This is a genomic window from Paracholeplasma morum, from assembly GCF_016907055.1.
GTDB lineage: Bacteria > Bacillota_I > Bacilli_A > Acholeplasmatales > UBA5453 > Paracholeplasma > Paracholeplasma morum.
The window spans coordinates 65,195-91,061 of record NZ_JAFBBG010000003.1 but is presented as its reverse complement, the minus strand read 5'-3'; the positions used below and the strand labels follow the sequence as shown (position 1 = coordinate 91,061).

General features: G+C 35.1%; 22 protein-coding genes, 2 tRNA genes and 1 pseudogene. 1 reads left to right on the top strand and 24 read right to left on the bottom strand.

Annotated elements, in window-relative coordinates:
* Positions 1-4: 4 nt before the first annotated feature.
* The 4 genes from JN09_RS02555 to JN09_RS02540 form a co-directional block, all read right to left on the bottom strand.
* On the bottom strand, positions 5-1,552 hold the full coding sequence (locus tag JN09_RS02555) for a BglG family transcription antiterminator (protein ID WP_204432339.1): 1,548 nt from the start codon (positions 1,550-1,552) through the stop codon (positions 5-7).
* Positions 1,553-1,755: 203 nt separating this feature from the next.
* Positions 1,756-3,378 carry an ATP-binding cassette domain-containing protein gene (locus JN09_RS02550; RefSeq protein WP_204432337.1) on the bottom strand — a complete coding sequence of 541 codons (1,623 nt, stop codon included), beginning with the start codon at positions 3,376-3,378 and terminating at the stop codon, positions 1,756-1,758.
* Between the two features lies 1 nt (position 3,379).
* On the bottom strand, positions 3,380-5,197 hold the full coding sequence (locus JN09_RS02545) for an ABC transporter permease (protein WP_204432333.1): 1,818 nt from the start codon (positions 5,195-5,197) through the stop codon (positions 3,380-3,382).
* A gap of 48 nt (positions 5,198-5,245) precedes the next feature.
* Entirely contained in the window at positions 5,246-6,541 is a 1,296-nt protein-coding gene (locus JN09_RS02540; RefSeq protein ID WP_204432332.1) for a hypothetical protein, read from the bottom strand.
* A gap of 220 nt (positions 6,542-6,761) precedes the next feature.
* Between JN09_RS02540 and JN09_RS02535 the strand changes: the two genes are divergently transcribed.
* On the top strand, positions 6,762-6,950 hold the full coding sequence (locus tag JN09_RS02535; RefSeq protein ID WP_204432331.1) for a transposase domain-containing protein: 189 nt from the start codon (positions 6,762-6,764) through the stop codon (positions 6,948-6,950).
* A gap of 263 nt (positions 6,951-7,213) precedes the next feature.
* On the opposite strand, the gene JN09_RS02530 is transcribed toward JN09_RS02535, so the two are convergent.
* From JN09_RS02530 to ligA, 20 genes and pseudogenes are all read right to left on the bottom strand, one after another.
* On the bottom strand, positions 7,214-7,480 hold the full coding sequence (locus JN09_RS02530) for a type II toxin-antitoxin system RelE family toxin (RefSeq protein ID WP_204432329.1): 267 nt from the start codon (positions 7,478-7,480) through the stop codon (positions 7,214-7,216).
* On the bottom strand, positions 7,477-7,698 hold the full coding sequence (relB, locus tag JN09_RS02525; protein ID WP_204432327.1) for a type II toxin-antitoxin system RelB family antitoxin: 222 nt from the start codon (positions 7,696-7,698) through the stop codon (positions 7,477-7,479). The genes JN09_RS02530 and relB overlap by 4 nt, the downstream gene beginning before the upstream one ends.
* Before the next feature lie 172 nt (positions 7,699-7,870).
* Positions 7,871-8,179 (bottom strand): annotated as a pseudogene (locus tag JN09_RS02520) (DsrE/DsrF/TusD sulfur relay family protein); the annotation flags it as partial.
* A gap of 150 nt (positions 8,180-8,329) precedes the next feature.
* Positions 8,330-8,941 (bottom strand): ferric reductase-like transmembrane domain-containing protein, encoded by a 612-nt coding sequence (locus JN09_RS02515; RefSeq protein ID WP_204432323.1) that lies wholly within the window; start codon positions 8,939-8,941, stop codon positions 8,330-8,332.
* A gap of 15 nt (positions 8,942-8,956) precedes the next feature.
* Positions 8,957-9,511: a TetR/AcrR family transcriptional regulator gene (locus JN09_RS02510; protein ID WP_204432317.1), complete on the bottom strand. Its 555-nt coding sequence runs from the start codon at positions 9,509-9,511 to the stop codon at positions 8,957-8,959.
* A gap of 36 nt (positions 9,512-9,547) precedes the next feature.
* Positions 9,548-10,891: an efflux RND transporter permease subunit gene (locus JN09_RS02505; RefSeq protein ID WP_204432316.1), complete on the bottom strand. Its 1,344-nt coding sequence runs from the start codon at positions 10,889-10,891 to the stop codon at positions 9,548-9,550.
* 3 nt (positions 10,892-10,894) lie between these two features.
* Positions 10,895-12,313: an MMPL family transporter gene (locus JN09_RS02500; RefSeq protein WP_204432315.1), complete on the bottom strand. Its 1,419-nt coding sequence runs from the start codon at positions 12,311-12,313 to the stop codon at positions 10,895-10,897.
* A 356-nt stretch (positions 12,314-12,669) separates the two neighbouring features.
* Positions 12,670-12,745, bottom strand: a tRNA-Glu gene (locus JN09_RS02495).
* 22 nt (positions 12,746-12,767) lie between these two features.
* Positions 12,768-12,860 (bottom strand) — tRNA-Ser (locus JN09_RS02490).
* Positions 12,861-13,001: 141 nt separating this feature from the next.
* Positions 13,002-15,179: a Tex family protein gene (locus tag JN09_RS02485; RefSeq protein ID WP_235985167.1), complete on the bottom strand. Its 2,178-nt coding sequence runs from the start codon at positions 15,177-15,179 to the stop codon at positions 13,002-13,004.
* Positions 15,180-15,219: 40 nt separating this feature from the next.
* Complete coding sequence (locus JN09_RS02480) at positions 15,220-15,780, bottom strand: hypothetical protein (RefSeq protein WP_204432313.1); 561 nt, start codon at positions 15,778-15,780, stop codon at positions 15,220-15,222.
* A 75-nt stretch (positions 15,781-15,855) separates the two neighbouring features.
* Positions 15,856-16,215 carry a holo-ACP synthase gene (gene acpS / locus JN09_RS02475; protein ID WP_204432311.1) on the bottom strand — a complete coding sequence of 120 codons (360 nt, stop codon included), beginning with the start codon at positions 16,213-16,215 and terminating at the stop codon, positions 15,856-15,858.
* Positions 16,212-17,147, bottom strand: a complete 936-nt coding sequence (gene whiA, locus JN09_RS02470; RefSeq protein WP_204432309.1) for a DNA-binding protein WhiA — start codon at positions 17,145-17,147, stop codon at positions 16,212-16,214. Before whiA ends, acpS begins: the two co-directional genes overlap by 4 nt.
* A 4-nt stretch (positions 17,148-17,151) precedes the next feature.
* Complete coding sequence (locus tag JN09_RS02465) at positions 17,152-18,063, bottom strand: FAD-dependent oxidoreductase (RefSeq protein WP_204432305.1); 912 nt, start codon at positions 18,061-18,063, stop codon at positions 17,152-17,154.
* Positions 18,051-18,692, bottom strand: coding sequence for an HAD-IA family hydrolase (locus tag JN09_RS02460; protein WP_204432303.1), 642 nt, complete (start codon positions 18,690-18,692; stop codon positions 18,051-18,053). Before JN09_RS02460 ends, JN09_RS02465 begins: the two co-directional genes overlap by 13 nt.
* Positions 18,689-19,669 (bottom strand): prolipoprotein diacylglyceryl transferase, encoded by a 981-nt coding sequence (gene lgt, locus JN09_RS02455; protein WP_204432301.1) that lies wholly within the window; start codon positions 19,667-19,669, stop codon positions 18,689-18,691. Before lgt ends, JN09_RS02460 begins: the two co-directional genes overlap by 4 nt.
* Complete coding sequence (gene hprK / locus JN09_RS02450) at positions 19,662-20,600, bottom strand: HPr(Ser) kinase/phosphatase (RefSeq protein WP_204432299.1); 939 nt, start codon at positions 20,598-20,600, stop codon at positions 19,662-19,664. The genes lgt and hprK overlap by 8 nt, the downstream gene beginning before the upstream one ends.
* Positions 20,597-21,007 (bottom strand): phage holin family protein, encoded by a 411-nt coding sequence (locus tag JN09_RS02445; RefSeq protein WP_204432292.1) that lies wholly within the window; start codon positions 21,005-21,007, stop codon positions 20,597-20,599. Before JN09_RS02445 ends, hprK begins: the two co-directional genes overlap by 4 nt.
* Positions 21,008-21,016: 9 nt before the next feature.
* On the bottom strand, positions 21,017-23,836 hold the full coding sequence (gene uvrA / locus JN09_RS02440) for an excinuclease ABC subunit UvrA (RefSeq protein ID WP_204432290.1): 2,820 nt from the start codon (positions 23,834-23,836) through the stop codon (positions 21,017-21,019).
* Complete coding sequence (gene ligA / locus JN09_RS02435; RefSeq protein ID WP_204432288.1) at positions 23,829-25,817, bottom strand: NAD-dependent DNA ligase LigA; 1,989 nt, start codon at positions 25,815-25,817, stop codon at positions 23,829-23,831. Before ligA ends, uvrA begins: the two co-directional genes overlap by 8 nt.
* Between the last annotated feature and the right edge of the window lie 50 nt (positions 25,818-25,867).

Sequence of the window (25,867 nt, the reverse complement as noted above, 5' to 3'; positions counted from 1 at the left end):
GGTTTTATTTTTTTAAGTGACCTTTTATGATGTCTCTAACCTCACCATATTTAGATTCATCAATATACTCTTCGAGATCTTTCATTATGTTATCCACGATATCAAGATTGTAAATGGAGACATTGCTTAATCCTAAGAAATTAATGATGCCATAACGCTCTCTATCATTCAAAATCGGATTGATGACCATTGTCTTAGCCTTAGTAATGATGTCTTTAAGCGGTTCTGTCGAGATAATGTAATCAACCTTATCTTTAAGACTCATGACGTCCTGCATTCTAAAAGCATCGATAATTACGACGTCTTTAGTCATACTTTCTAGTTCTCTTCTTAGGTTTCTTACTAAAGCTTTCCCATTTAAACACACTAAAAGAATTCTCGGGTGGGCAATGATTTGTTGTTCCTTCTCAATTAGAGCGCCAAAATGAATGGCAATGTAAGTAATCTCGTCTTCTGTAATGATATAGTCAATGATCTTCTCTAGTTTCTTACAGATGATCTTTGTGATTCTATAAACTTGAGAGAACTCTTTAATGATTTGACTCTTAAGTTCATTACTATAGTTAATTCCATATTTAAATCTGAATAATGCAGGTTTCATATGCATGTAAAGATTGTTATAGAGTTCTTCTTTATTCTTAAAGTTAATCAAGGTAAGATTATAGAATTCATTAATCATAAAATTAACGAGTTCTACAATGTATTTATCTTCTTTGGTTACAGGGCTATTACCACTGTACTGAACACGGAGTGCAGATAAGTGTAATACCAAATATAAATACTCATTGGGATTGATCGTGTCTTTGAAGATTTCTGAGACGATTTTGTATTCATTGGTCTCTGTGAATAGCACTTGATCTTCAGGTTCAAATTCGACTTGTGGACGTTCATTCTTTAATAGAATTGCCAACAATACCGCCAATTGATGGAGCGTACTTCTAACATAAATAATGTTGAGTTTTTCTTCTACTTCTGTAAAAAGATCCACTAACTTATCCACATCAGACTGGTTATAGTAGTCTGTTTTGTTCATATCTAATAAGTACCCATATTCTGAGCTGATCATAAGAATTAGGCTACGCTTCTGAATCTCATTGCCTTGAATTTCATAACCACGTTCAATGTTAAATTCTAATACAAGGTTATATTCGGAAACAATGTTTCTGATTTCTCTTAAATCTTTAATAATCGTGCTTCTTGAGACATTAAAATCATCCATTAAAGACCCAATGTTTATATATTCTGAGGCAAGCAGGATTCTTAATACCTGAAGGTTGTTACGTTCCTGACTTGTATAGATGTATTCACTTTTAATCGATGAATCAGATTTTTTGATGTATTCAACAACTTTATCATGAATCAACAATCCTACGCTTCGTTTATTGAGGATCATAGGTAAGTCTAATCTAGCTAAATAGTCATTGATTCTTTCTAATGAGTAGTAAATGCTTCTTTGAGACATTCCTAGTGTTTTTTGTACATCTGCAATCGTAAAAATCGAGTCCGAGTCGACGAGTTGTTTTAGTAAATAATTATCCTTGTAGTCTAACATATTATCACCTCAAGTATAAGCTAATCTCTTATACCTAACTCAAATTTAATCATTTCATATAACGCTTTTAGTATGGGCAAAGCCCAATATTTGCTATCCTTATTATACCATGTATTTCTCCCCTATTGTTCATAATAATAGAGGCTAAGAAAAAGATAGAAATCATTAATGATTTCTATCTTGAACATAGTCTTTTTTAGGGTTTAGTTATCTTCTGAAACGACTAATTCACCCTTACATATCATTCTTTGTGTTTTTCTTGAGAAAAGTAATAGATTTGAGGTGTCTAGATCAAAGTTGATCTTCATTCCGATTTCAAACGTAACATCGCCGAATACAACGCCTGTTAATAGGTAGTTTCCAATATTTATGCGAACGGTAGTTTCCATACCAGTAGGCATTGAGGAGTATATTTCGCCTGAGAATGCTCCTTTTTCATGAATGTTTAGAAACTCTGGTCTAACCCCGATAACAAAGTCATTTTCTGAAAGAAGGTTATCTTCTTTGTGACTCATATAGTCTTCAGTAATCTTAGCGATTTGATATGGGAATGGTGTGTCTTTATTAACCTTTTCAACCTTGTATTGTTTCTTCTTATCTTCATTTAACGCTTCTAAGGATTCTTTGAACCATTTTTCATAATTATTGAAGTCTTTTGGTATGAATTTGATGGTGTGATCATCCCATACGGTTAAATTGAAGGCATTGTCTTGATAGATGCCGTGTGCATTGATTAAGTTGATTGAAGGGGTTCCAATGAAATCAGCTACGAATAAGTTCGTTGGTTTTTCATAGATGCTTAATGGTTTGGCATTTTGTTGAAGTAATCCGTTATTCATTAGGCAAATCTTCGTTGAGAGTGTCATGGCTTCAAGTTGGTCATGGGTAACATAAATAAATGTTGAGTTTGTTTCAATATGAAGTCTTTGAAGTTCTGTTCTCATTTCAAGTCTTAATTTCGCATCAAGGTTTGATAATGGTTCATCCATGAACAATACTTGTGGTTTTGGCGCAAGTGTTCTTGCGATGGCAACACGTTGTTGTTGCCCACCAGATAGTTCATTTGGATATCGATCCATAAACATTCCAATCTTAACGATACGGGAGACTTCTCTAACTCTTAAATCAATTTCTTCTTTATCTAGACGTCTTTCTTTTACCATAATCTTACCTTCTTTGATTAGACGGTAATCATCTGCGATTGAAATGTGTTTAGCTTTGTAATCTTCAATGCGTTTATTGTTCGCACTTAATAGATTCGTGATGATTTCTTTAGTGTCAAAGTTCTTACTTTGATAGTAATTCATCAATGTATTAGCAGTGTAGAGTGATATTTGATACTTATCAATCAGTTTAAGTTTTGCAACTTTAATATCGAGTTTCCCATCAGCATCTAGTGCATCTTCAATGATCATTTTAAACTCTTGGGCTCTATTTAGAATCTCAATCATTCTGTTATTGTTCATAATCACGAAATCGTATACTGGCAGTTCTTCTTTAATGTTCTTTAACCCAAAAGAGATATTTTCATACACGGTCATATTTGGCCATAAAGCGTAGTTTTGGAATAAGAACCCTACTTTGCGTTTATTCGCAGGAATATTAATGCCTTTTTCACTATCAAATACAGTAACGCCGCCAATTTCAATACTACCTTCCGTTGGTGTTTCTAGACCTGCAATCATTCTTAGTGTCGTTGTTTTCCCACACCCTGAAGGTCCTAATAAGGTAATAAATGAGTTATCTTCTATGACAAGATTTAGGTTATCTACTGCATAAAATCCGTTCCATCTTTTAGTTATATTCTTTAAAATAATCTCAGGCATGTTATTTTCCTCCTACACCTTTATCTAAACTTGCACCAGTTAACTTGTTAATGACGAAGTTTAGTATCAAGATAAACACAATAATAATTAAGTTAATACCACTAGAGAAGGCGTATAGTCCCATTTCATCGTAATAACTTAATAGGGTTGTACTCAATCTAGTTTGATTAACCAGTAACATGAACAATGTTAATTCTCTAACGCTGGTAATGAACGGCAATAGGAATCCACTAAGGATAGCCGATTTTTGAATCGGAATGATGATTCGAGTCATTCGTTTTCGCCAAGGTATTCCGAGTATCATCGCTGACTCTTCGATTTCTGAACTTATTTGCATCATCGAGTTCAGTGAACTTCTCGATGCGAATGGTATGTATTTAAATGTTCCGGCGATTACAACCAAGAGATAAGTATCATAAATACCTAAAGCTGATCCAAATGTGAAGAATGCGATACCTACGGCTAATGCTGGTAATAAGTATGGTAAGAACGCCATGTTATTAACATATAAGGCGAACTTACTTCGTCGGTTCCTACTGACTGAATAACCGATTAATAATCCAATCGTTCCGGCAAACAGTGCAGCAAGCCCTGAGACAATAACGGTGCCTTTGAAACCATTCCAAATGGTCTTGTTGTATAAGATACCCATTTGTCCATAAAGCCCAGCTTCTTCCATGCTGTTATGAACCCACCACTTCGTCGTCAAGGATTTAAAGTTTCCTTGGGTAATGAAGCTATAATCCCCAGGGTTCGGTAAGAACGTTTCTAATGCGAAAGATAGAATAGGGTAAATCGATGTAAAGAATGTAATGACAATTAAGACGGCTGGTATAGCGTACTTAAAAAATTTTCCAATATTAGTAAGACTGATTTGACCACTCTTTCCGGTAACAGTCGTATAACTCTTTCTACTCTTTGTATTTCTATGGTTGACAATCAGGATTAACACCCCGAAAATCATCATCAATACCCCAAGTATACTGTTTTGTCCGGCTCGTCTAACTCCTAATGAAACATATCTGGTAGCGAGTGTTTCGAGCTTCAAATAATGTGGGACCGGATAACTACCCATCGCACTTGCGAAGACTAGTAATACGGTTGATAGAATGGCTGGATAAACCATCGGAAGTGTGATCTTAAAGAACATCTTAGGTTTTGGTGTGTCCATAATAATCGCTGCTTCTTCTAGGTTCGAATCCATATTTCTGAAAATACTGCCTATGAGTATATAGGCAAATGGTGCATAGTGAATGGATAGAATAACAATTGAAGGAAATAACCCTTCAACCCACCATAAAGGCATATCGAGATTGAAGAATGTTGAAAATAATCCGTCTGATCCCCCTGTGACACCATTACTCTTAAAAAGGTTTTGCCATATAACTGCTAGAGTCCATTGTGGCATAATGTAAGGAAATATAAAGATTGCACTTAAATATTTTTTAAATGCCATATTGGTTCGTGTTACTAAATAAGCGAATGTTCCTCCAAACAAAATCGCTCCAAGGCTTGAAAATACAGCTAATAGAATACTGTTAAGCATTGGTCTGTAAAGATTCATTCTCGATGCTTCACCAAAGAATAAGTCTTTCCAGTTTACCATTGTATATCCGCTACTTCTTCCGGTTATGAACTGAGCATAACTGCCCGGTCTGATAATAAAGGTATCATTTAAAAGTGTAATCATGGGGACAATCGTCACGAATGATAATAAGATCCCAAATATCACTAAGATGACATGATCAGGTTTTTGAAAAAAGGTTCTTATTTTAGTCCATATCACTCTGATATTTTGTTTTTTTACATATTCATTCATACAATTGCCTCCCATGAATTTCCACTATTCAATCAATGTTTTTGTGTTTTATTGTAAACTTAGAATCCATTCACCAACTGTGAATGATACTGATGATGCATAAACAGGGTCTTCAATGATTAATCTACCACCATAAACACCTGTACTTACCCACCAGTCATACCCTCTGTCGTTCTTAGCAGGGAATGTGTCAACACCATCAACGAAACCATCTTGTGTGTGGTCTGCTCTTAGTTGTGGGTTAGCACTGTATCCGCCCATGTCTTTACCCCAAGGATGGAAACCTTCTTCAACAGTTACCATGAATGTGATAAATGCTGCGGCTGTCCAAGGAAGTGGACTTGATTCTGGAATTTGTAGGAAGTGTTTATAACCAAATCCACCAAATCCAACATAACCAGGTGTATAGGCTGCAACGGTTACGTTATTAACAGATGAAGTTTCTGTTTCAGAAATTGAACGAAGTTTTGAATAAACCAATAATGCAGTTTCATCAACAGCTGTGGTTGTAACTAATTCGTTCATGATTGGACCATCGTCAGTCATAACGTTCATTTGTTGTGTCCATAGTTTAATCCATGCTAATGAATACTTGCCATTCGCACCCAATTTAAGTTCAGTTGCTTTTGCAGCTACTGAATCAACGATTGGTTGGAAATAAGCTTTTTCAGTTGCATCTAGTGCATCAAATGCTTGTTTAACTAGGTTTGCATATTCATCTTTAGTAAGCATTAATAAGAAGTTGAACCCAACTGGTTCTGATTCCAATCCCATGAATAATGGTCTTTCTCCTTGTTTAACGAAGTCCCAAACGTTATTGATAACTTTGTCGCCTAAGTTGTTATACATGAATACTTTATTAAGTGTTTGTAATGTTAATGGTGATCCATCTTTTTCAACGTTTACACCCGCAGATTCACGCCATTCTTTTGGTATAAAGTTCTTTAGAACTCCAGTTTCAACCATTTTACTTTGAATTTGGCTGCCATCCTGAATCAAAGTCATGGAGAATACTGGGTTTGGGCTCTTAGAGTCACTGGTTAGCATTTGGAAAATTGAGTTTTCCTTAGGTTGTTGCCAGCTAATAGTACCTGTATAATTTGGATAAGCTGCCTTCATCGCTAAGACGAATGCTTCACCAGCTGTTTTACCACGGCTAGAGTTACCAATCCCCTCAAGTGTTTTACCATTTGATTCTTCATATGCTTTAGCCATTAATTCAACTAAAGTCATCTTTTCTGCTTCAGCAATAATCTTTTCTACCTCACTTTGCCCCTTAGGTTTGCAGGCAAACATAGAGAATACAAAACCAATTGCCAATACTGCGACCAATAGTTTTTTCATACTTTTCTCCTTTTTCCTATTTCTAAGCATGCAGATAAACCCTATCTACACACTTGTCAATTACAGTTTATCAAACCCATATGAACAATGGAAGCGCATTCATTTGCATAATTTTTCGTAATTTCGCGATTCTTCTTTGCAATAAACACAAGTATTCACCCCATCTTTGACCTAGTAACGCGCGCGAAGGAGTGTATTTTCTTGCAAAATAGAGGTTGGTATGGGTAAAAATGAATGCTTCCTTGCAAGATACACAACCGTATTATTCTCGATTATACAGACAGCGAAAATCAATAACTTACAAGTGTCAAAATACCTAGAATATGTCTTAGATCATCTGAACCATAAATCCATAGACGAGTTATTACCCTACAGCAAAAGTATACCAAAAACACTACAAAATGACTAAAAACGCTCCAATCGCCGACATGGCGGGAATGGACTAACAGTGACGAAAACGCCCAACAGTGCAAACTGCTTTGCGTTCTTTTAATCTTAGGGTGTAGTTATTTGACGTTTACCGCGTACTTAATTATACTCATTTTATTGGATCTAAAGGACAAAAAAAGCCACTCTCACGGGTGAGAATGACTATTCGGCTAGTTATGGTGACCCGTACTGGTTCACGAATTTTCCCGATTTTTTAATTTATTCTTAGTTAAACTGTCTAATTTACTTATAAATGTCTCTCCGATGACCTGCATCAACGACCAATATGATTAATCGATCATCAAAAATATGAGCAAGTAGTCTATAGTCTCCAACTCTGTATCTCCAGATACCTTTTTTGTCAGCAGCCAACCCTTTTCCATGAATTCTTGGATTTTTACAACCTTCCAAATTTTTAGATATCCATGCAAAAATCATCGTTGCTATTTGCTTGTCCATTTTTTTAAAGGTCTTTAGAGCATTTTCACTTAACTCAACCCGATACATCATTTGATACCTAGTAAAGACTTCGCTTCTTCTATGGTGTATGTTCTAGAATTTTGTTCATATGCTTTATACGCTTTTTCGTATAGAAAAATATCGAACTCGTCTTCGATTTTTTCTAAGATTGCTTTTCGCATAACTTCTGAAACCGTTGATCCATTAAGTTCAGCATATTTTTTTATAAGTTCTAATTCTATATCGTTCATTCTAATGGATATAGACATACAATCAACCCCTTTGTATTACATTGTACTACACATAAACAAAAAACGCAATACAATGTATTACGTTTGAGTTGTGTATATATGTTTTCTTGCATGTCGTTCTAAAGTGTTTTACTTATTAAATTCATATACTATTTACAATCTAGAAATATAAAATGCTCCCCTTTTTATTTTAAAACACCAAAATTTTTCCTGCTTTTTCTGTCAATTCAGCTAGTTCAGACATTGTACTTCTCTTTGTCGTATCAATGATGAGTTCATCTGGAATGCCTCTAGCATCTAAGCATGTTCCGTATAAGAAAACTCCACCATTTTTTCTTGAAACAGCTTTAACCATTCGTTCAATATTATAATATCCATCTGGAGTTTTTTGGTTTTTCATTGCACAAACAACACTGTCACCCATAAAAAACATATTGACTATAGCGTTTTGTTCTTTTTGTAGAGTCATTGCTAATCTTAAAGCATTATAAGGCTTTTCGTTACCATATGGTTATTCGTTTACAATAAATAAATAATTAATAAGTATACTACCTCCTGTTTACTTTCCATTATAACTCATTTTAGATGATTATCAAGTAGCCCATTTCATTAGGTTCATGAAGCAAGATTCACATCCAATACTATGTTTTTAACAAACTTGTTTGTGTTTTTTGGTTCTGATTTTTTTAATCTCGTATATGATTTTCAATACAAAATAAAACCCGAAAATAGCAACATATAACACTAAATTAATAGTTTTGGTATAGTTTAAAATTAAGTGAATAAATAACAATAAATAAATAATATATGCTGCAGATTGAATGAGGTTCCATGTTTTTGGTTTCATTTTCTTTCTTATCTTCAAAAACGATGTCACAAACAGTGGAATCATCAATACAAAACTGATCAATCCAAACCACTCTAGTGATCTTGTTCCATTGAGTCCTTGAAGTGTGTAATTTAATGCATGTGGTGAAATAACAATAAATCCTATAATAGAGAATTCTCTTCTAAGTCCCATAAATTTAGCTTTGATTTTATGTTTCTTATCAATTGCTCCTGTAATCATAACAATGTAGAAGAAACTTAATCCCAAAAAGCCTTGCATAATGGGTGTTGTGAAAGCTTTGTCTTGTAAAATAAATGCAAGTATCGATACAATAACTGCAACAATATAGATTTTTACATTATGCTTTCTAATAAATTTTCCAGCATACATAGCTAAAATAGTCAATATAATCAAAAACGCAAGTACTATCATTTAATAAATCTCCTTTTAGATGTTTAAAATGTTTAAATAACTAGATAAATATTTTTTTTGCTCAACCTCTTCTAATAGATGATACATTGGCTTTTCTTCCATAATTGCATATCTAAGTAACAAGCCAACTACAATCTCTGCTATTGAAATAGAATCCACATTTAATTGATGATAAGAAACATAACGTGATAGTTTTTGAATCACTTGATTATAAATCATCTTTGTGAATCCCAATTCTTGAGGTAAAGTATGTGCTAATGTTTCTCTAATGAGCATTTTTATCAGTCCTGTGTGTTTAGAGATCATGACCATTTTTTCATGTATCAATAATCTTATAAAGTCTTTAATATCATTGTTGATATCAATTGATAGGTCATCAACGATAGAATCTCCTATAGCTTGCTTAATGGATTTTAAAAACAAATTGTTTTTCGTTTGGAAATGACGAAATAGTGTCATTTCAGATACACCTGCTCTTTTTGATATCTCTAGAGTGGTTGCTGAACTATATCCCTTTTCTGAAAACACTTCTAAACTAGCTTCTAAAATTAAATCTTTTTTCTCTTTCAAATCCTCACCATCTTTCTTATGAAGCAGTTACAGGTATTAATACCTTAACTTCCTAGTGAATGTAATTGCTAAAATTGTAGGTAGAACTACAATTGTTGATAGCAATGCTAATGATAAATTGACTAATGTCATTATACCAAAATTAGATAAAATCACGAAGTCTGAAAAGATAAGTGCGCTAAACCCGCCCATGGTTGTTAAAGCAGATACAAGTATAGGGTTTGCCATTCTTGAAAAAGTGTTTTTGATTGCTTCTTGTCGATTATCAGTCTTCAATTTTTCTTCTTCAAATCGTTCTGAAATCAATATGGTGAACTCGGTACCTATCCCCATTATTAATGCTCCTAATGTTGCAGTTAAGGGTGTGTAGCTAATACCAAACAATGCCATGATACCTCCACTCCATCCAACAATAATAACAATTGGAATAATGGGGAGAATTGCTCTATAAAAAGATCTGTAAATGACTAATAAACTGATAAATATAAGTACTAACCCAATCATTGTGATTTCATATCGTCCTGTTGTTAATGCATTCATCATTTCGATATCAATCACAGATTGTCCAGTAATTGATATCTTTGAATCTTTATTGATAAGATTGATATCTTTTTCTAGATTATTAATAAAACTACTGAATTGCTCATCACTCATCTCTACAATTGAAACATTAATCACTGTCTTTGTATAAGACTCATTAATGAATAACTTTCTCTGGTCTATAGGCATTCCTTGTAACGTTGTCTCATTAATCATTTCAAGATTTCCTAAACCCATCATTTCAAGTAGACTTAACAAAGATGATGTTTCAATAATATTTTCCTCATATTTAGTTATCAATAGATTTTCAACATCTCTAATAGATTCAAGGTTTTCTAAAGATAAAATATATGTGTCTTCTATGATAATAGCGATTTGCTCTGTTGAGCCAATTATATTTCTTAGAGTTTTAATGTCGGCTAAAGCTTCACTGTCTTGAGGCATAAAGTTTTCAAGGTTGGTTTCTGCTTCTGCACTTTGATCAACATAAATACCAACAATTGCTAGAACGATTGCTAAGCTTAAAATAACAAATTTAAACTTTAATACTCCCCCTACAAAATTTGAAATGAATAAATTCGGCTTTACCTTTTTTGACATTTTTAGTTTTTCTTCTTTAGGAAAGTGTTTATCTCTAATATATAAAAACGGTATAAAAATGAAGATTCCAATCATAAATGCTATTACAATACCTAAGGTTAGCATTGCACCGAAATCATTAATCATTGGTACTTTAGATCGATATAGACTTAACAGTCCTAGTCCAGTTGAGATCATTGCAATTAAAACTGCTGGGACCATTTTTTTTATGGTCATGAATAATGCTTTATCGTGTTTCATGTCTTAACCTCTTTCCTCTTCATATCGTGTTTGAAACTGTATAAAATAATCTATTCCCAATCCGATGAGAACAGGAAATACTGCCATAGATACCATAGTTAATCCAATGGATAACCATCCCATCATACCAACGGTTGCAACAACTGCGAATAAAATCATAACAATCGGTAAAAGTCTCATGCGAACTTTATAAATCAGTAGTAATATCAAAATCATAATGACTACAGCAGATATCATCATATATTGCATGCTCTCCATCATAGAAGATTTGATTGAGCGGTCTAAAATTGGCTTTCCTGAAACTAAGACTTTATCTTCACTACCCTCTAGTTCTAGTCGATTGATTATTGTTTCATAGATAGCATCAATTTGTTGGTCAGTGACGTTACCATTTAAGACAATGACCATACGTAGTTGCTCTTCATTTACGATAAAACTACTAAACATTTGTTTGACTTCACTTGATTCACCATAAATCATCATATGAAGCGTTTCTGGAGAACTTGGAAATCCAGGTTCAAATGCATTGAAATGAGTATGTATTTGAGCTAAATTTGTACCCATATTTCCTAAATTGACGCTCATTGTATGTAATGCTTGGGATAATGTTTGGATAGATTCGAGTTGTGTATTTAATATGCCTGATAGATCAAATAGGGTAACCATCAATTGACTTATAGCTAGACTGGTTTGTGCAGGGATTGATGTCATATCTTCTTGTAATAATAATTGTGAAATACTTTGGTTAATGGTTTCTGTTTGCAAAATCGTTAATTCAGTAAGTTCTAGTTCTTCTGTCATTGTTGGATCTGCTTCAATCTGCGTCTTTAGAGTGTTTAGATCCATTTTTAAGTCGACTACTGCTAAATTTAATAAGTCTAATATACTGAACATATTGACCAACCCTGTGTTGAGTTGATCTTGTGCAGTAATCATTTGGCCTAAATTTGTTGATAGTGCTTCTAGATCAGGTAATTCCGAGGGATTCCCAGATACCATCTGAGTTGAAAGTTGATCAAGTTGTAACGATAGTGCATTTAATCCTAAAGACATTTGATTCAGTCCATTTTCAGTTTGGTTGTAAAGTGATATACTTATTTGATTGATAATTGTGACTGGGCTGTTAATAGCAAAAATGCCTTCTAGATTTTCAATATTTTGTTGGATATCATTCATCAAAAATAATGATGATGACTCAAATAGTGTTTCTTGATCAAAAATCAAAACGATTGGATCTTTACCGAATTCATTTTGATAAGCTTCATTATCTTGATAAATATCTGTGTTATCAGAGATTAATGTATCATTTCCTGTTTTTAATTCAATTTGGGTCACACCAATAATTAACCCAATCATTATAACAAATGTAAATATAAGTGTCTTTACTGGGTATTTCATGATGAGTGTTGTTAGTTTTTTCATAATATTCTCCTTTTAGTGTTAGTGCTCACTATCATATTGTACACGAAACAAGCTAGAATGTAAAGAAATAAATTTTGAATCTTATAAAATACTGATCATTGACATAAAAAAACATATTTTTGAGACTTTATATTAACTTCCTTTTCCAGGTAGTAATTTTGCTTTGATGTCGTAAGTTCTGCAAAAACTATTGTTGACACTCTAAATCAGAATTGTTGAGGTGATTTGCTGCTTTTCAGCACTCTCAAACACACGATATTTCATTAGCCAAGACACATTAATTTCAAATTCAGTAATGGTTTTGTGAAGACAAAAAAAGTCCCCATTTCTCTATGAAATGAGGACACTGAAAACATTGGTGACCCGTACGGGATTCGAACCCGTGAATGCATGCGTGAAAGGCATGTGAGTTAACCGTTTCTCCAACGGGCCAGTTTAATTGTGAAAGCGCAAGTGGCGGAGCAGGAGGGATTTGAACCCTCGCGCCGGTTTTCACCGACCTACACCCTTAGCAGGGGCGCCTCTTCAGCCTCTTGAGTACTACTCCAAATGCGCTATTATATGATAACCTATTTTGGCATAAGTGTCAACTTATTTCGAATACAAATTCAGAAAATTGATGTTTTATAAAAATAAAAAAAGCACAGGAGAGAGAGTTGTGCTTTTTTTACATTAATAAAATTTTATATTAACGAGGCTCGATCATAGAGAGAGAGACTTTACCTCGTTTTTCATCTACACTTAATACCCATACTTTTACGATATCACCAACGGCGACCACATCTTTTGGATGCTTGACAAAGCCCTTGGATAATTTTGAAATATGGACTAAACCATCTTCTTTTAAACCACAATCTACGAAAGCACCGAAATCAACTACGTTTCTTACAGTACCTTCTAACATCATTCCAGGTTTTAAGTCTTCTAAATGAAGGATATCATTTCTTAATACTGGAGCGTCAAATTGGTCTCTTGGGTCTCTTAGAGGGGCAATAAATGCATCGAGAATGTCAGCTAAGGTGTATGAATCAATGCCTAGTGTTTTTTGAAGTTCATTACGGTTGATCTTATCGATAATTGCCTTCAATTCAGGTTTACCAAATAAGTCAGATGTAATGCCATACATAGACATGATTTTTTTCGCAGGTTCATAGGATTCTGGATGGACAGGTGTCATATCCAGTGCTTCATTTCCACCTACGATGCGTAAGAACCCCACCGATTGTTCAAACGCTTTGTCCCCTAAACGTGGGACTTTTTTGATTTGGTTACGGTTTTTAAACGCACCATTTTCATCACGGTATTTAACGATATTTTCAGATACCGTCTTATTTAATCCAGATACGTATGTTAGTAGTGCTTTTGAGGCAGTGTTAATGTTAACACCAACTTGGTTAACTGCATTACTTACAATAAAATCTAGCGATTCAGATAATTTCTTTTGTGATACATCGTGTTGATATTGACCAACACCGATTGATTTAGGGTCAATCTTAACAAGTTCTGATAATGGGTCTTGAAGACGTCTTGCAATAGAGGCTGCGCTTCTTTCTTCAACTGAATAATCTGGGAACTCTTCTCTAGCAAGTTCACTTGCAGAGTATACAGAGGCTCCAGCTTCAGAAACAATGACATACTTTGTGGTTAAGTCATTTTTTCTAAGCAATTCAGCAACGAAGGCTTCAGTTTCTCTAGAGGCAGTACCATTACCAATGGCAATGATGTCTACTTGGTGTTTTGCAATAAACTGTTTAACAATCTTTTCAGATAGAGGGAGACGTTCAATGGCTTCTTTCTCACCTTTATACTTCTCGTGAGGGTAGATAACGCCTTTTTGAAGAACGGTTCCTTGCTCATTTACCACACATAATTTACATCCTGTACGATAAGCTGGGTCTATTCCTAGTACAACCTTATCTTTCATAGGTCTTTGTAATAGGAGGTTTCTTAAGTTTAATGCGAAGACTTCAATCGCTTGATCTTCTGCCTTACTGGTTAAGTCTGATCTAATTTCGCGCTCTAAACTTGGATAAATCAATCGCTTTAATGCATCCTCAATTGCTTCATTAATCAGATAGACAACTGGGGAGTTTGGATTGGTTATAATTTTAGAACCGAGATATTTTAACATTGCTTCTATGTTACTGTCAATAGAAATCGTAATAATTTTTTCGTCTTCTGCGCGGTTCATTGCAAGGATACGATGTGGTACCGATTTCGAAACTTTTTCGACATGATCATAGTACATTGTGTATGTTCCTTTTTCGTCTAACGCTTCTGCATTCTTCTTTGCTTTGGCGACGATTAAACCGTCTACTTCCATTTCAACACGCAAAGCTTTACGATAATCTGCATTATCGCTGATTTGTTCTGCAATAATGTATTTAGCCCCTGTTAAGGCATCTAATACAGTAGGCACTTCTTCGGTTATAAAGGCTTTTGCTTCTGATTCGATATCAATGCTAGAAGGCATGCTTAAAATGAGTTTTGCAAGAGGTTCTAGGCCTTTTGCAATCGCTTCGGTTGCCTTGGTCTTTTTCTTTTCTTTGAATGGTCTATATAAATCTTCAACCTCAACTAGTTTAGTTGAACTTAAGATTTGGTTTCTTAAGTCTTCAGTCATCATTCCTTTTTCTTCGATCAAACGAATGACATCATCTTTGCGCTTTAATAAGTTAACACCATATTCCCAGGATTTATGAATCTCGTTGATTTGTTCTTCATCTAATCCACCGGTTACTTCTTTACGGTAACGGGCAATGAATGGGATTGTGTTTCCTTCATCTAAGAGTTTTAATACTGATTCTACTTGAGTTTCTTTAACACTTAACGTGTTGCTTATTTCTTTGACTAATAATTGATCCATATTTACCACCTTTTTTCGTAGGAAAAGGGCGTTCGCCCTCTTACTTAGTTATTGATTTTAAAACGTATAAAATGCCATTTTCACTTGTGTTGATTGCATTATCAGCATATGAATCGCCTGAAATATGCACTAAACCTGGTCTATTAGGTAAAAATAACCCACTGACATAGCTTTGAATTTCTGGATACTTGTTATAATCTAAAACAAAGAAAGAATACCCTTTGTCTTTGGCTTTAGAGGCAGCATCTTTAACGTCTGCTTCAAGTGTTTCACACATCTCACAAACATCATAATCTCCGTTATAAATAAAAACATATACTTCATGTTCCACATTTTTAAGTGGATTGGTGTCATCTTCATTTAATAACCATTTATATTCGCTTAAGCTAATATGTGTTAAGTCTTCAAAACGTTTAGTTTCGGTTTGGTTATCTTTATTAAATACATATTTATCTAGCAGTAAATACCCTACAGCTAATACTAGAATGACAAGAAGTGAAATTCCAGCCACCTTTAATATTTTATAATCCATTTGCGTTCTTGCATTTACTTGTTGTTTGTTACTGTTTTTTGATTTTGGTTTTTGTTGTACACGTGGCATATAAATCTCTCCTTGCTCCTATGTTATTATACAAAACTATAGGCATTCTTACAAGATAAAACAAAAATATGGTAATTATCCTTTTTTCTCAATAATAACGATTGCAGTGGCATAGTCATCTGTGTGAGATATAGAGACTTTTACTGTATCAAATATAGAAAATCTAGAACTTACCATATAGGGAGCACCAAACTCATCGTTTAAAATGCTAAAGTCCGTATAGTTTGCCGTTTTATCCCCATTCTTTAGCGCTTTAAATACCGCTTCTTTTGCAGCAAACCTTCCTGCTAAATAAGTGACTTTTCTTACATGATCTGTAATACGTTCAAAGACTTGTCTTTCTTCAACAGATAATATTCTTTCAATGAACTTCTCACTCATTAACGATTCGATTCGTTTGTTATCGACTAAATCAATCCCAACTTCTATACTCATTTTTGACCCTCTCTTATTGAATCTGCTAGTTGTTTTATTTTAATCAACCGGTGATTCATCCCTGATCTGGACAAGTTTTGTCCAGTCTCAGTTTTATAGATTTTAATCAGTTCAGATAAGGATGCATCTGGATAAGTTTCTCTAAACCTAATGGTTTCTTTAAGTTTGTCTTCCAGGGTTGCGTAGGCTTTATTCTTCTTAATCACTTCGATGTCTTCAAGTTGTTCATTGGCTGCGGTAATTGTTTTTTTCTCATTAGCAATTTCTATGTTAATTAATCGATTGATTGAGTTGTTAAAGTCTCGCTTGATTCTGATGTCTTCAAACTTAAAGACCGATTCAAATGCCCCAATAACGCTTAAGAATGAACTGATTGCCTCTGCTTCTTTTAAGTAGACGATAAGGCCTTGTCTTCTAGCAGTGATTTTCGCATTTAAATCAAAGTGATTCATTAGTCTTTGTGTAAATACGGCATCTATTTTACTATGAATGAATAACTCCAAATGATAAGTAGGTTTAATTGGGTCATTAACGGATCCACAGGCAAGAAAGGCGCCTCTTAAATAAGCTCTTTTGGCTTCATCGGTTTCGGTTAAGAATTCATACTCTAATGTGTTTTGATCAACCATTGAATGTTCTTCAATAATTTTAGAGACGTGTGACTTAACTAATACCAAATAGCCGCTTTTCTTTTTAAGTTTAACTTCTTTTTTAGAAATGATCTCTATTTTCGCTTCATACATATTTTTAACCAAAACATAAAACCTTCTCGCAATTGAGGGGTTATTCGTATGAAACTCCAAGTACATGCCTTCGTTCGTTATATGTAAGTCTGTGTTCAAATGCAAAAGAGCCGAAAGTTCGGCTAGTTGTTCTTGTCTATCGGTTTGAATTTTCACAACTTCTTCTTTTACAGTTCTCGCAAACGACATAATATTACCTAGATTCTAAATATTTCAAAACATTTTGAACCGCTATTGCACCATCTGCAGTTGCTGTAACTACTTGTCTGATTTGTTTTTGTCTGACGTCCCCAGAGGCGAATAATCCTGGAACACTCGTTTCCATCTTTTCATTGGCGATAATATAACCCCATTGATCGGTAACACCTAGTGGTTTAACCATATGCGTAACAGGTAGCCAGCCGATGTATTCAAATACACCTCTTGCTTCAATGGTTTTAACGACATTGTTAGCATCTTTTACAATAACGCCAGATAGTTTACCGTCATCACCAACGATGAACTCCTCAACTAATGATTCATAAAGTACGGTTACATTCTTTTGTTTAAGAAGTAACTCAACGGCTTTTTTATCTGCTGTCAATTCTTTTAAGTTTTGAATGACTGTGAGGTGTTGGACTAAAGAGGCTAAGTAAGTAGCTTCTTCAACGGCACTGTTTCCACCACCGACAACAACCACTTTTTCCCCTTTATAAATTGGACCATCACAAATTGCACAGAAACTAATACCGTTACTCTTTAATTGTTCTTCATTTGGAACATTTAAGGTTCTTGGTAACATTCCTGATGCCACAATAACGGCTTTGGATTGATAGGTGTTAGAGTCTGTAATCACTTCAAAGAAGTCGCCTATCTTTTTAACTTCCATCACATTACCATACTCATAGTTTGCACCAAGAGCCATGGCATGATCAAACATTTTTAGAGCTAAATCACTGCCTGAAAGTTTTTGAAAACCTGTGTAGTTTTCAATTTCGTTCGTATTAACAATTTGTCCACCAGGTGCACCTTTTTCAATCATCAATGCACTTAGGTTGGCTCTTGCTGCATAAATCGCTGCAGTTAACCCAGAAGGTCCTGCACCGATAATAATTACATCATACATGAAATCACCTCTTCTATTTCTAATAAACTATACACCAAATATGTAGGATTACTTTTCTTAAGTTCGTCTTTAACCCAAGAATACATTACACCTATAGAAGGAATCTTTGCATTCTTTGCTGCTAGGATATCATTAGGATGATCCCCAACATAAATGGCATTTTGGGTTTGAAAGAACTCAATGGCTTTTAATATTGGCTCAGGGTGTGGTTTATGGTTTTCTACATCATCACTACCTACTATATAATCAACATATTCCGTTAATTCACAAATCGCTAATCCGCGCTTGATTAAGTAGTGCATCTTTGAAGACACAATGCCAATCTTTATCCCTTTTTCTTTCAATCTTTGAAAAAGGATTTTCGCACCATCATAGGGTTTTACGTATAAATCATGTAATTCAACATTTCTCTTTCTATACATATCTATGATCCTATTTAGTTCTTCTTCACTGGTTGTATACTTACTAATACTTTGTTTCAAAGTTGGTCCGATAAACATTAAGTAGTCTTCTTCTTTAAGCTTCACATGAGGTAAAGCAACTTCAAAAACAGACTTAAAATTATCGAGAATTAACTGGTTGGAATCAATGACTGTTCCATCAAAATCAAATAGTACTGTATCGATCATTTCTTTAAAGTAAGGTCTAAGCAATCAACATAATCTGGAAGGTCTTTGACGAAAATACGTTTCAAGACAAGGTATGCGATGCCACCACCAACAAATAATACAAGTGAGTTTAACACGTTGATTCTGATGTCTGTGCTTCCTAACATTAATGGATCTGTTCTTAAGAACTGTTCAAGCATTGCTCTACCTAGTCCATACCAAATTAAATATATCCCAATCAGGTCTCCAGACTTCAACCCTTTTTTACGTCTAAGCACTAACATGATTACAAGCCCAATTGCATTCCAAACGCCTTCGTATAAGAACGTTGGATGATAATAACTGACTTCACCAACATTGGAGTCATAGAAGTACATATTATCGACAATAAACTTAGGAAGTTTCAAGGTGTCTCTTAAGAATCCACGAGTAGTTGCGATACCGTTGGCTTCTTGGTTAAAGAAGTTTCCCCATCGACCAATAACTTGACCAATCAAGAACCCTGGTGCAAGCAGGTCTAAAAATTTAAAGATTGAAATATGTTTCACTTTGGTGAATATGATTAAAAATATAATCGTGACTATGACAGCACCATGAATCGCTAATCCACCACTACGAATATTGAAAATATCACCAATGGAAGTGTATCCTCCAACTGGATCAAAGATTACATAGTATAATCTAGCCCCAATAATCGCAAGTGGTACTGCATATAGTAATCCATCATAGATGTGGTCTCTATCGATGCCTAATAGGTCTGCTTCTTCCATTGCTGCGATTGCCGCAAAAATGATTCCTGTAAGTATGAATATTGCATACCATGCGATGCTAAACCCACCAATTGAAATCGCAATGCTATCAAAGGATTTATAACCTGCATGGCTGATTTTTGGCTTGTTGGTTGCAATCACTATTAGTAAAAGAAACCAAAAAACCATTAGCCCTGCCATAATGTATTTTCTTTTATTTTCTAAGATGTGTGTCTTGATGTTATTCATTATCATCTACCTCATTTTTCTTCATGCTTCTTGTGATTTCTCTTGTTAAGTTAAAGGCTGCATGATAACCCATGTACTTAAGTTTCTCATTCATTGCTGCACTTTCAACGAGTGTAGCCACGTTTCTACCCGGTAATACAGGAATGGTAACTTTTGGAATTTCAGTATCAAAGTACTTAGTGGTTTCTAAGTCTAACCCTAGTCTGTCATAGTACTTATCTTCTTCCCATTTCTCAAGTTCTACCACTAATCTAATCTTTTTCGTTTCTCTATAGGCGCCGACACCAAACATACTAACGACATCGACGATGCCAATGCCTCTAATTTCTAAGTAACGCTCAAGAATTTGTGGGGCTTGTCCGATTAAGATTCCAACATCCTTTTGATAGACATCGACTCTGTCATCGGCAATTAAGATGTGTCCACGTTTGATTAGTTCAAGCGCAGTTTCGCTTTTACCGATCCCACTCTTACCAATGATTAGGCATCCTAATCCACCTATATCTAACAAGACTCCATGAACGCTCTTTCTTACAGCTAGTTTTTCTTGAAGGTATGAATATAACTTAGAGTTTAAAGGGGTTGTTCTAATATTGCTCTTTAAAATCGGAACATTATAAAGGTTACCCAAGCGAATATACACTTCATCGACTTCAACATTTACGGAGAATATCACAGCTGGGGGTTTTAATTCAAAGATTTCTTTTAGTCTTTCTTCTTGGATTTCTTTTCTAAATAACTGAAAAAATGAGTTTTCTTTAGATCCGATTAGAATGACTCTTAGAGGGTCAAAAAAGTCCATAAACCCTGCTAGTTCAATACCTGGTCTAGAAATCATGTCGTCTTTAACATAACCTTCTAGTCCCTTAAAGCCAGCCACCGGAGTCAGTTGGTTGTCTTTTGCTAGTTGAATCACTTTGATACCTTTCATAAGTGCCTCCTTTTTGATTGAACGAATTTATCGTAATAATAGACTAACAGTATTTTAATGACTAAAAACACAAGGGTGAATAAAACAAATCCTAAGGTAGAAGTAAACCTCACATCAGGAACCATTTCGACCGCTAGATATATCAAAACGATATATATTAGTAACAGCAATAACCCAAGAGTCTTAATCACGTATTTAAATAAAAACCGTTTAGTTACATTGATTAATAGAAACTCAACTAACGTATAAAGAATCGTTAATATGACGAAGCCCACTATATGATCTACTTTCAACTCGGAAGTTAGTCCAATGGCAGTCATAAAAGCAATTAAATTAAATACATAGACTCTTAGCATGGAATAACCATAACTTTGATCTATTTCGACTAGTAATGGGTTTTTCTTCATCCTATAGTCCTACTTTCTTAAGAGTGGCTTTAAATACATCCCTGTATAGGAATCTTCGCATTCGATTAAGCCTTCTGGGGTTCCTGTAAATACGATGTTTCCACCCATAGCGCCGCCTTCTTTACCTAAATCAATGATATGATCCGCACATTTAATCACATCTAAATTGTGCTCAATGACCACAACGGTAGCACCTTCATCGACAATTCGGTCAATGACATGCATCAAACGCTTAACATCATCCACATGCAAGCCAGTAGTTGGTTCATCAAGAATATATAGCGTTTGAGGGGTAATCCTCCTATAGAGTTCAGAGGCCAATTTTACTCTTTGAGCCTCACCACCAGACAATGTTGTAGCGGATTGACCTAATGTCATATACCCTAACCCCACATCATGGATGGTTTGAAGTTTATCTTTAATCTTTGGAATATTTTCAAAGAATTCTAGCGCATATTCAACCGTCATATCTAAGACATCGGCAATGGTCTTGCCCTTATACTTAACTTGTAAGGTTTCGTTGTTGTAGCGTTTACCGCCACACACTTCGCACTGAACGTATACGTCGGGTAAGAAGTGCATTGTAATACGTTTAACGCCATCTCCACCACAGGTTTCACAACGACCACCTTTAACGTTAAAGCTAAAGCGTCCCTTTTGATACCCTCTAATCTTCGCTTCATTTGTCATAGCGAATACATCTCTAATATCGTCAAATACGCCTGTATAGGTGGCTGGGTTACTTCTTGGTGTACGACCAATAGGAGATTGTGAAATATCGATGATTCGATTGACGTTCTCAATTCCTAAAATGCCTTTATGAGCGCCAGGCTCATCTTTGGTTTTATATAAGGATTTATGGATACTCTTATAAAGAATTTCATTTACAAGTGTTGATTTACCTGAACCTGATACCCCAGTGACACAGATAAGTTTACCCATTGGAAATTTAACATCGATGTTTTTGAGGTTGTTTTGAGTAGCCCCTAAGATTTCAATAATCTTGCCGTTACCTTCTCTTCTAGTTTGAGGAACGTCTATTTTGAGTTTACCGGTTAAGTATAAACCTGTAATACTCTTAGGGTTTGCCATGACTTCTTGTGGGGTACCATAAGCAATGAGTTCCCCGCCATGGACACCGGCACCAGGACCGATATCAATTAAGTAATCACTCGCGAGCATGGTTTCTTCATCGTGTTCAACGACAACCATAGTATTACCTAAATCTCTCATCTTCTTTAATGTTTCGATTAGTTTGTGGTTATCTCTTTGATGTAATCCAATGGATGGTTCATCTAGTACATATAAAACCCCAGATAGCATGGAACCTATTTGAGTAGCAAGCCTAATACGCTGTGCTTCTCCTCCTGATAAAGTGGTTGCTTCTCTAGCAAGGGTTAAGTATTCTAGACCAACATCCTTTAAGAATTGTAAACGGGTCTTAATTTCGTTTGTGATGGTTTCAGAGATCTTGTATTCAGTGACTGATAACTTTAGATGTTCAATAAATGCGAGAATGTCTTCAACACTTTTTGCCATTAAGTCAGAGATATTTTCTTTGTTTATCTTTACGGATAAAGTGGCTTTATTAAGACGTTTCCCTTCACAAGTGCTACAAGTTCTTTCAGTCATATAAGACTCAATCCACTCTCTAATCCATGTGCTACTTGTCTCAATATATCTTCTTTGAAGGTTTGTGATAACCCCTTCATAAGCTTTGGTTGTTTCATGGACTCGTCCTGATGAACTCTTTAGTTTAAAGAAGAGTTTTTCATCGTTTCCATACAAAATGATGTCGAGTTGTTTTCTTGATAACTCTCCCATTGGTTTATCCGTATCAATCTTATAGTGATTGCATACAATCTCTAATTCGAGTGCTTGTAAGTTTTCAGCATCTTGATTACGATAAGGAATAATGCCCCCATCTTTAATGGATTTTTTAGGGTTAACCACTAATCCTTCAGAGACTGTAAGTTTCTTTCCTAATCCATTACAATCTGGACATGCACCAATTGGACTATTAAAGGAAAACAGTCTTGGTTCTAAATCAGGTACTGAGAAGTCACTATCTGGGCAAGAGTAAGATTGACTAAAGGTGAATTTTTCTCCATTGATGATTTGAACCTCAGAGAATCCGCCACTCATATTGGTTGCAAGTTCTAGTGCATCATACAAGCGACTTCTAATATCAGGTTTAACTACCAAACGGTCAATGACCAAAGATATGTCATGTTTTTTGTTTTTATCTAATTCAATAACAGGTTCTAAATCGACAAGTTCTCCGTTAATAACTGCACGAATGAACCCTTCCTTTACAAATTTCTCCAAGGTTTTTTTATGAGTGCCTTTTTGCATTTTAACAACCGGACTCATAACCATAACCCTTGTGTTTTCTTCTAGTTCTAACACACGGTTAGTCATTTCTTCAATGGTTTGTTTAGAAAGTGGAATATCACTACCGGGACAATAGGGTGTGCCTATCTTGGAGTAGAGTAGTCTAAAATAGTCATAGATTTCTGTGACTGTCCCTACGGTTGATCTTGGGTTATTTGAGGTAGACCTTTGGTCGATGGAAATCGCTGGACTTAAGCCATCAATTTTATCAACATCTGGTTTCTCAAAACTACCTAAAAACATTCTTGCATAACTGCTTAGTGACTCAACATATCTGCGTTGACCTTCTTGATAGAGTGTATCAAAAGCCAAGCTAGACTTCCCTGAGCCTGAAAGCCCCGTCATAACAACAAGTTTATTCTTAGGAATTTTAACGTCTATATTTTTTAAGTTATTGGCTCTTGCGCCTTTAATAACGATATACTCATTATTCAATGGAAGTCATCTCCTTAAATCTCTTTTCATCAATCACTTCAATACCAAGTGAAATTGCTTTCTCAAGTTTTGAACCTGCATCTGATCCAGCCAAAACATAGTCTGTCTTTTTACTAACAGAACCGGATACTTTCCCACCAAGTTTTTCGATGATGGTTTGGGCTTCTTCTCTTCCTAGAGTTTCAAGTTTCCCTGTTAAGACAAAGGTTTTATCTTGTAATAAGTTAGAGGTTGTCTCTGTTACTTCCATCTCAACTTGTAGCCCAATCTCTTTTAAGTCTTGGATAAGTTTTCTTGCATACTCGGTATGGAAGAAATGATGTATGCTCTCTGCAGTGGCTAAGCCAATGTCAGGAATTGTTTTTAGGTCTTCTACTGAAGCATTTGATAACAACTCTAAGGAAGGGTATCTCTTAAGAATAATTTTTGCAACCTTAGCGCCTACATGCTTTATGCCTAAACCGAATAAGAGCTTATCTAGTGGCATGGATTTACTATTTTCTATCGCCATAAGCAGGTTATCTACTTTTTTCTCACCCATTCGGTCAAGTGTCATAAGTCTTTCTTTTTGATCTTTTAAAACGTAAATATCTCTAATGTCTTTTAAGAGGTTTTCCTCGAACAACTGAACAACCACTTTTTCACCAAGCGTATCGATGTTCATCGCACCACGACTTGAAAAATGAATTAATTTGCCTATGTGTTGAGCTGGGCAACCCGGGTTTACACAAAACCAATCTGCTTCTTCCGCCTCTCTATGTAGAAGATCTCCACAACTTGGGCATGTTTTTATCATTTCGAACTTAATCGTATTTTTTCTTTCTTCTAGCACTGGTCCAACCACTTCAGGAATGATTTCGCCTGCTTTTCTTACAATAACTTTATCATTAATCTCAATATCTAGTGCCTTAATATAGTCTTCATTATGAAGCGTAGCACGAGATACGAGTGAGCCTGATATCATCACTGGAGATAACTCAGCAACCGGTGTAATCACACCAGTTCTCCCCACTTGGAATGTAATTGAATTTAGCGTAGTAACCACTTCTTCAGGGGCAAACTTGTACGCAATCGCCCACTTAGGGTATTTGACTGTTTGACCAATTTGATCGTACTTATCTAGTTCATTAACTTTGATCACAACACCGTCCGTATCATAACTGAGTTCTTTCCTCAAAACATCATAACGACTAATTTCAGAAATGACTTCTTCAATTGAGTTCACTACTTTATAGTTAGGATTGGTTTTTAACCCCAAGTCATTTAGGAATGTTAAAACGCCCTCTTGGGTATGAATGCCGTATTTATGTGGTTCTACTAGTGTATAACAAAACATATCTAAGTTTCGTTTTCTAACGATGCTAGAATCTAGTTGTCTAATGGTCCCCGCCGCCGCATTACGAGCGTTTTTAAAGAGTTCTAACCCTTCCTTTAAACGTTCTTCATTTGCCTTATGAAAGCTTGAATAAGGCATAAAAACCTCGCCTCTGACTTCAAGGCTAAGGGGTTTTCTTAACTCGATAGGAATGCTTCTAATGGTTTTAATATTTTCAGTGACGTCTTCACCAACCACCCCATCTCCACGAGTGGATGCTCTAGCGAGAACCCCATTAACGTAGGTAAGGTTGATTGCTAATCCATCAATTTTGAGTTCCATATTATAAGAATATTCAGTAACTTCTTTGGATACTCTCTTATCGAACTCAATGAGTTCTTGATTGTTAAAGGCATTTGCTAGAGACATCATAGGTTTCTCATGTTTTACTTTAACGAATTTATCTAAAACAACCCCGCCAACTTTAACTGTTGGTGAGGTAGGAGACTTAAATAAGGGATAAGTTTCTTCTAGTTCGATGAGTTCATTTAACATCATGTCATAATCTCTATCAGAAATACTAGGCTTATCTAGTGTGTGATACTCATAGTTTGCTTTTTCTATTTGCTTTTCTAAATCGCGCATTTTCTTTTCTATTTCTGTCATAAAAATCACCGTAAATATTATAACATATTTAAATACGCAAGGCATACAAT

Bases quoted from the DNA above. Each gene is read 5' to 3' on its own strand.
- lgt (WP_204432301.1), bottom strand. From the start codon at position 19,669: ATGAATAACATCAAGACACACATCTTAGAAAATAAAAGAAAATACATT.
- JN09_RS02460 (WP_204432303.1), bottom strand. From the start codon at position 18,692: ATGATCGATACAGTACTATTTGATTTTGATGGAACAGTCATTGATTCC.
- relB (WP_204432327.1), bottom strand. From the start codon at position 7,698: ATGTCTATATCCATTAGAATGAACGATATAGAATTAGAACTTATAAAA.
- acpS (WP_204432311.1), bottom strand. From the start codon at position 16,215: ATGAGTATAGAAGTTGGGATTGATTTAGTCGATAACAAACGAATCGAA.
- JN09_RS02545 (WP_204432333.1), bottom strand. From the start codon at position 5,197: ATGAATGAATATGTAAAAAAACAAAATATCAGAGTGATATGGACTAAA.
- ligA (WP_204432288.1), bottom strand. From the start codon at position 25,817: ATGACAGAAATAGAAAAGAAAATGCGCGATTTAGAAAAGCAAATAGAA.
- JN09_RS02465 (WP_204432305.1), bottom strand. From the start codon at position 18,063: ATGTATGATGTAATTATTATCGGTGCAGGACCTTCTGGGTTAACTGCA.
- JN09_RS02445 (WP_204432292.1), bottom strand. From the start codon at position 21,007: ATGAAGAAAAACCCATTACTAGTCGAAATAGATCAAAGTTATGGTTAT.
- JN09_RS02485 (WP_235985167.1), bottom strand. From the start codon at position 15,179: ATGGATCAATTATTAGTCAAAGAAATAAGCAACACGTTAAGTGTTAAA.
- JN09_RS02515 (WP_204432323.1), bottom strand. From the start codon at position 8,941: ATGATAGTACTTGCGTTTTTGATTATATTGACTATTTTAGCTATGTAT.
- hprK (WP_204432299.1), bottom strand. From the start codon at position 20,600: ATGAAAGGTATCAAAGTGATTCAACTAGCAAAAGACAACCAACTGACT.
- JN09_RS02555 (WP_204432339.1), bottom strand. From the start codon at position 1,552: ATGTTAGACTACAAGGATAATTATTTACTAAAACAACTCGTCGACTCG.
- JN09_RS02505 (WP_204432316.1), bottom strand. From the start codon at position 10,891: ATGAAACACGATAAAGCATTATTCATGACCATAAAAAAAATGGTCCCA.
- JN09_RS02500 (WP_204432315.1), bottom strand. From the start codon at position 12,313: ATGAAAAAACTAACAACACTCATCATGAAATACCCAGTAAAGACACTT.
- JN09_RS02480 (WP_204432313.1), bottom strand. From the start codon at position 15,780: ATGCCACGTGTACAACAAAAACCAAAATCAAAAAACAGTAACAAACAA.
- JN09_RS02530 (WP_204432329.1), bottom strand. From the start codon at position 7,480: ATGATGTATCGGGTTGAGTTAAGTGAAAATGCTCTAAAGACCTTTAAA.
- JN09_RS02540 (WP_204432332.1), bottom strand. From the start codon at position 6,541: ATGAAAAAACTATTGGTCGCAGTATTGGCAATTGGTTTTGTATTCTCT.
- JN09_RS02550 (WP_204432337.1), bottom strand. From the start codon at position 3,378: ATGCCTGAGATTATTTTAAAGAATATAACTAAAAGATGGAACGGATTT.
- JN09_RS02535 (WP_204432331.1), top strand. From the start codon at position 6,762: ATGGGTAAAAATGAATGCTTCCTTGCAAGATACACAACCGTATTATTC.
- whiA (WP_204432309.1), bottom strand. From the start codon at position 17,147: ATGTCGTTTGCGAGAACTGTAAAAGAAGAAGTTGTGAAAATTCAAACC.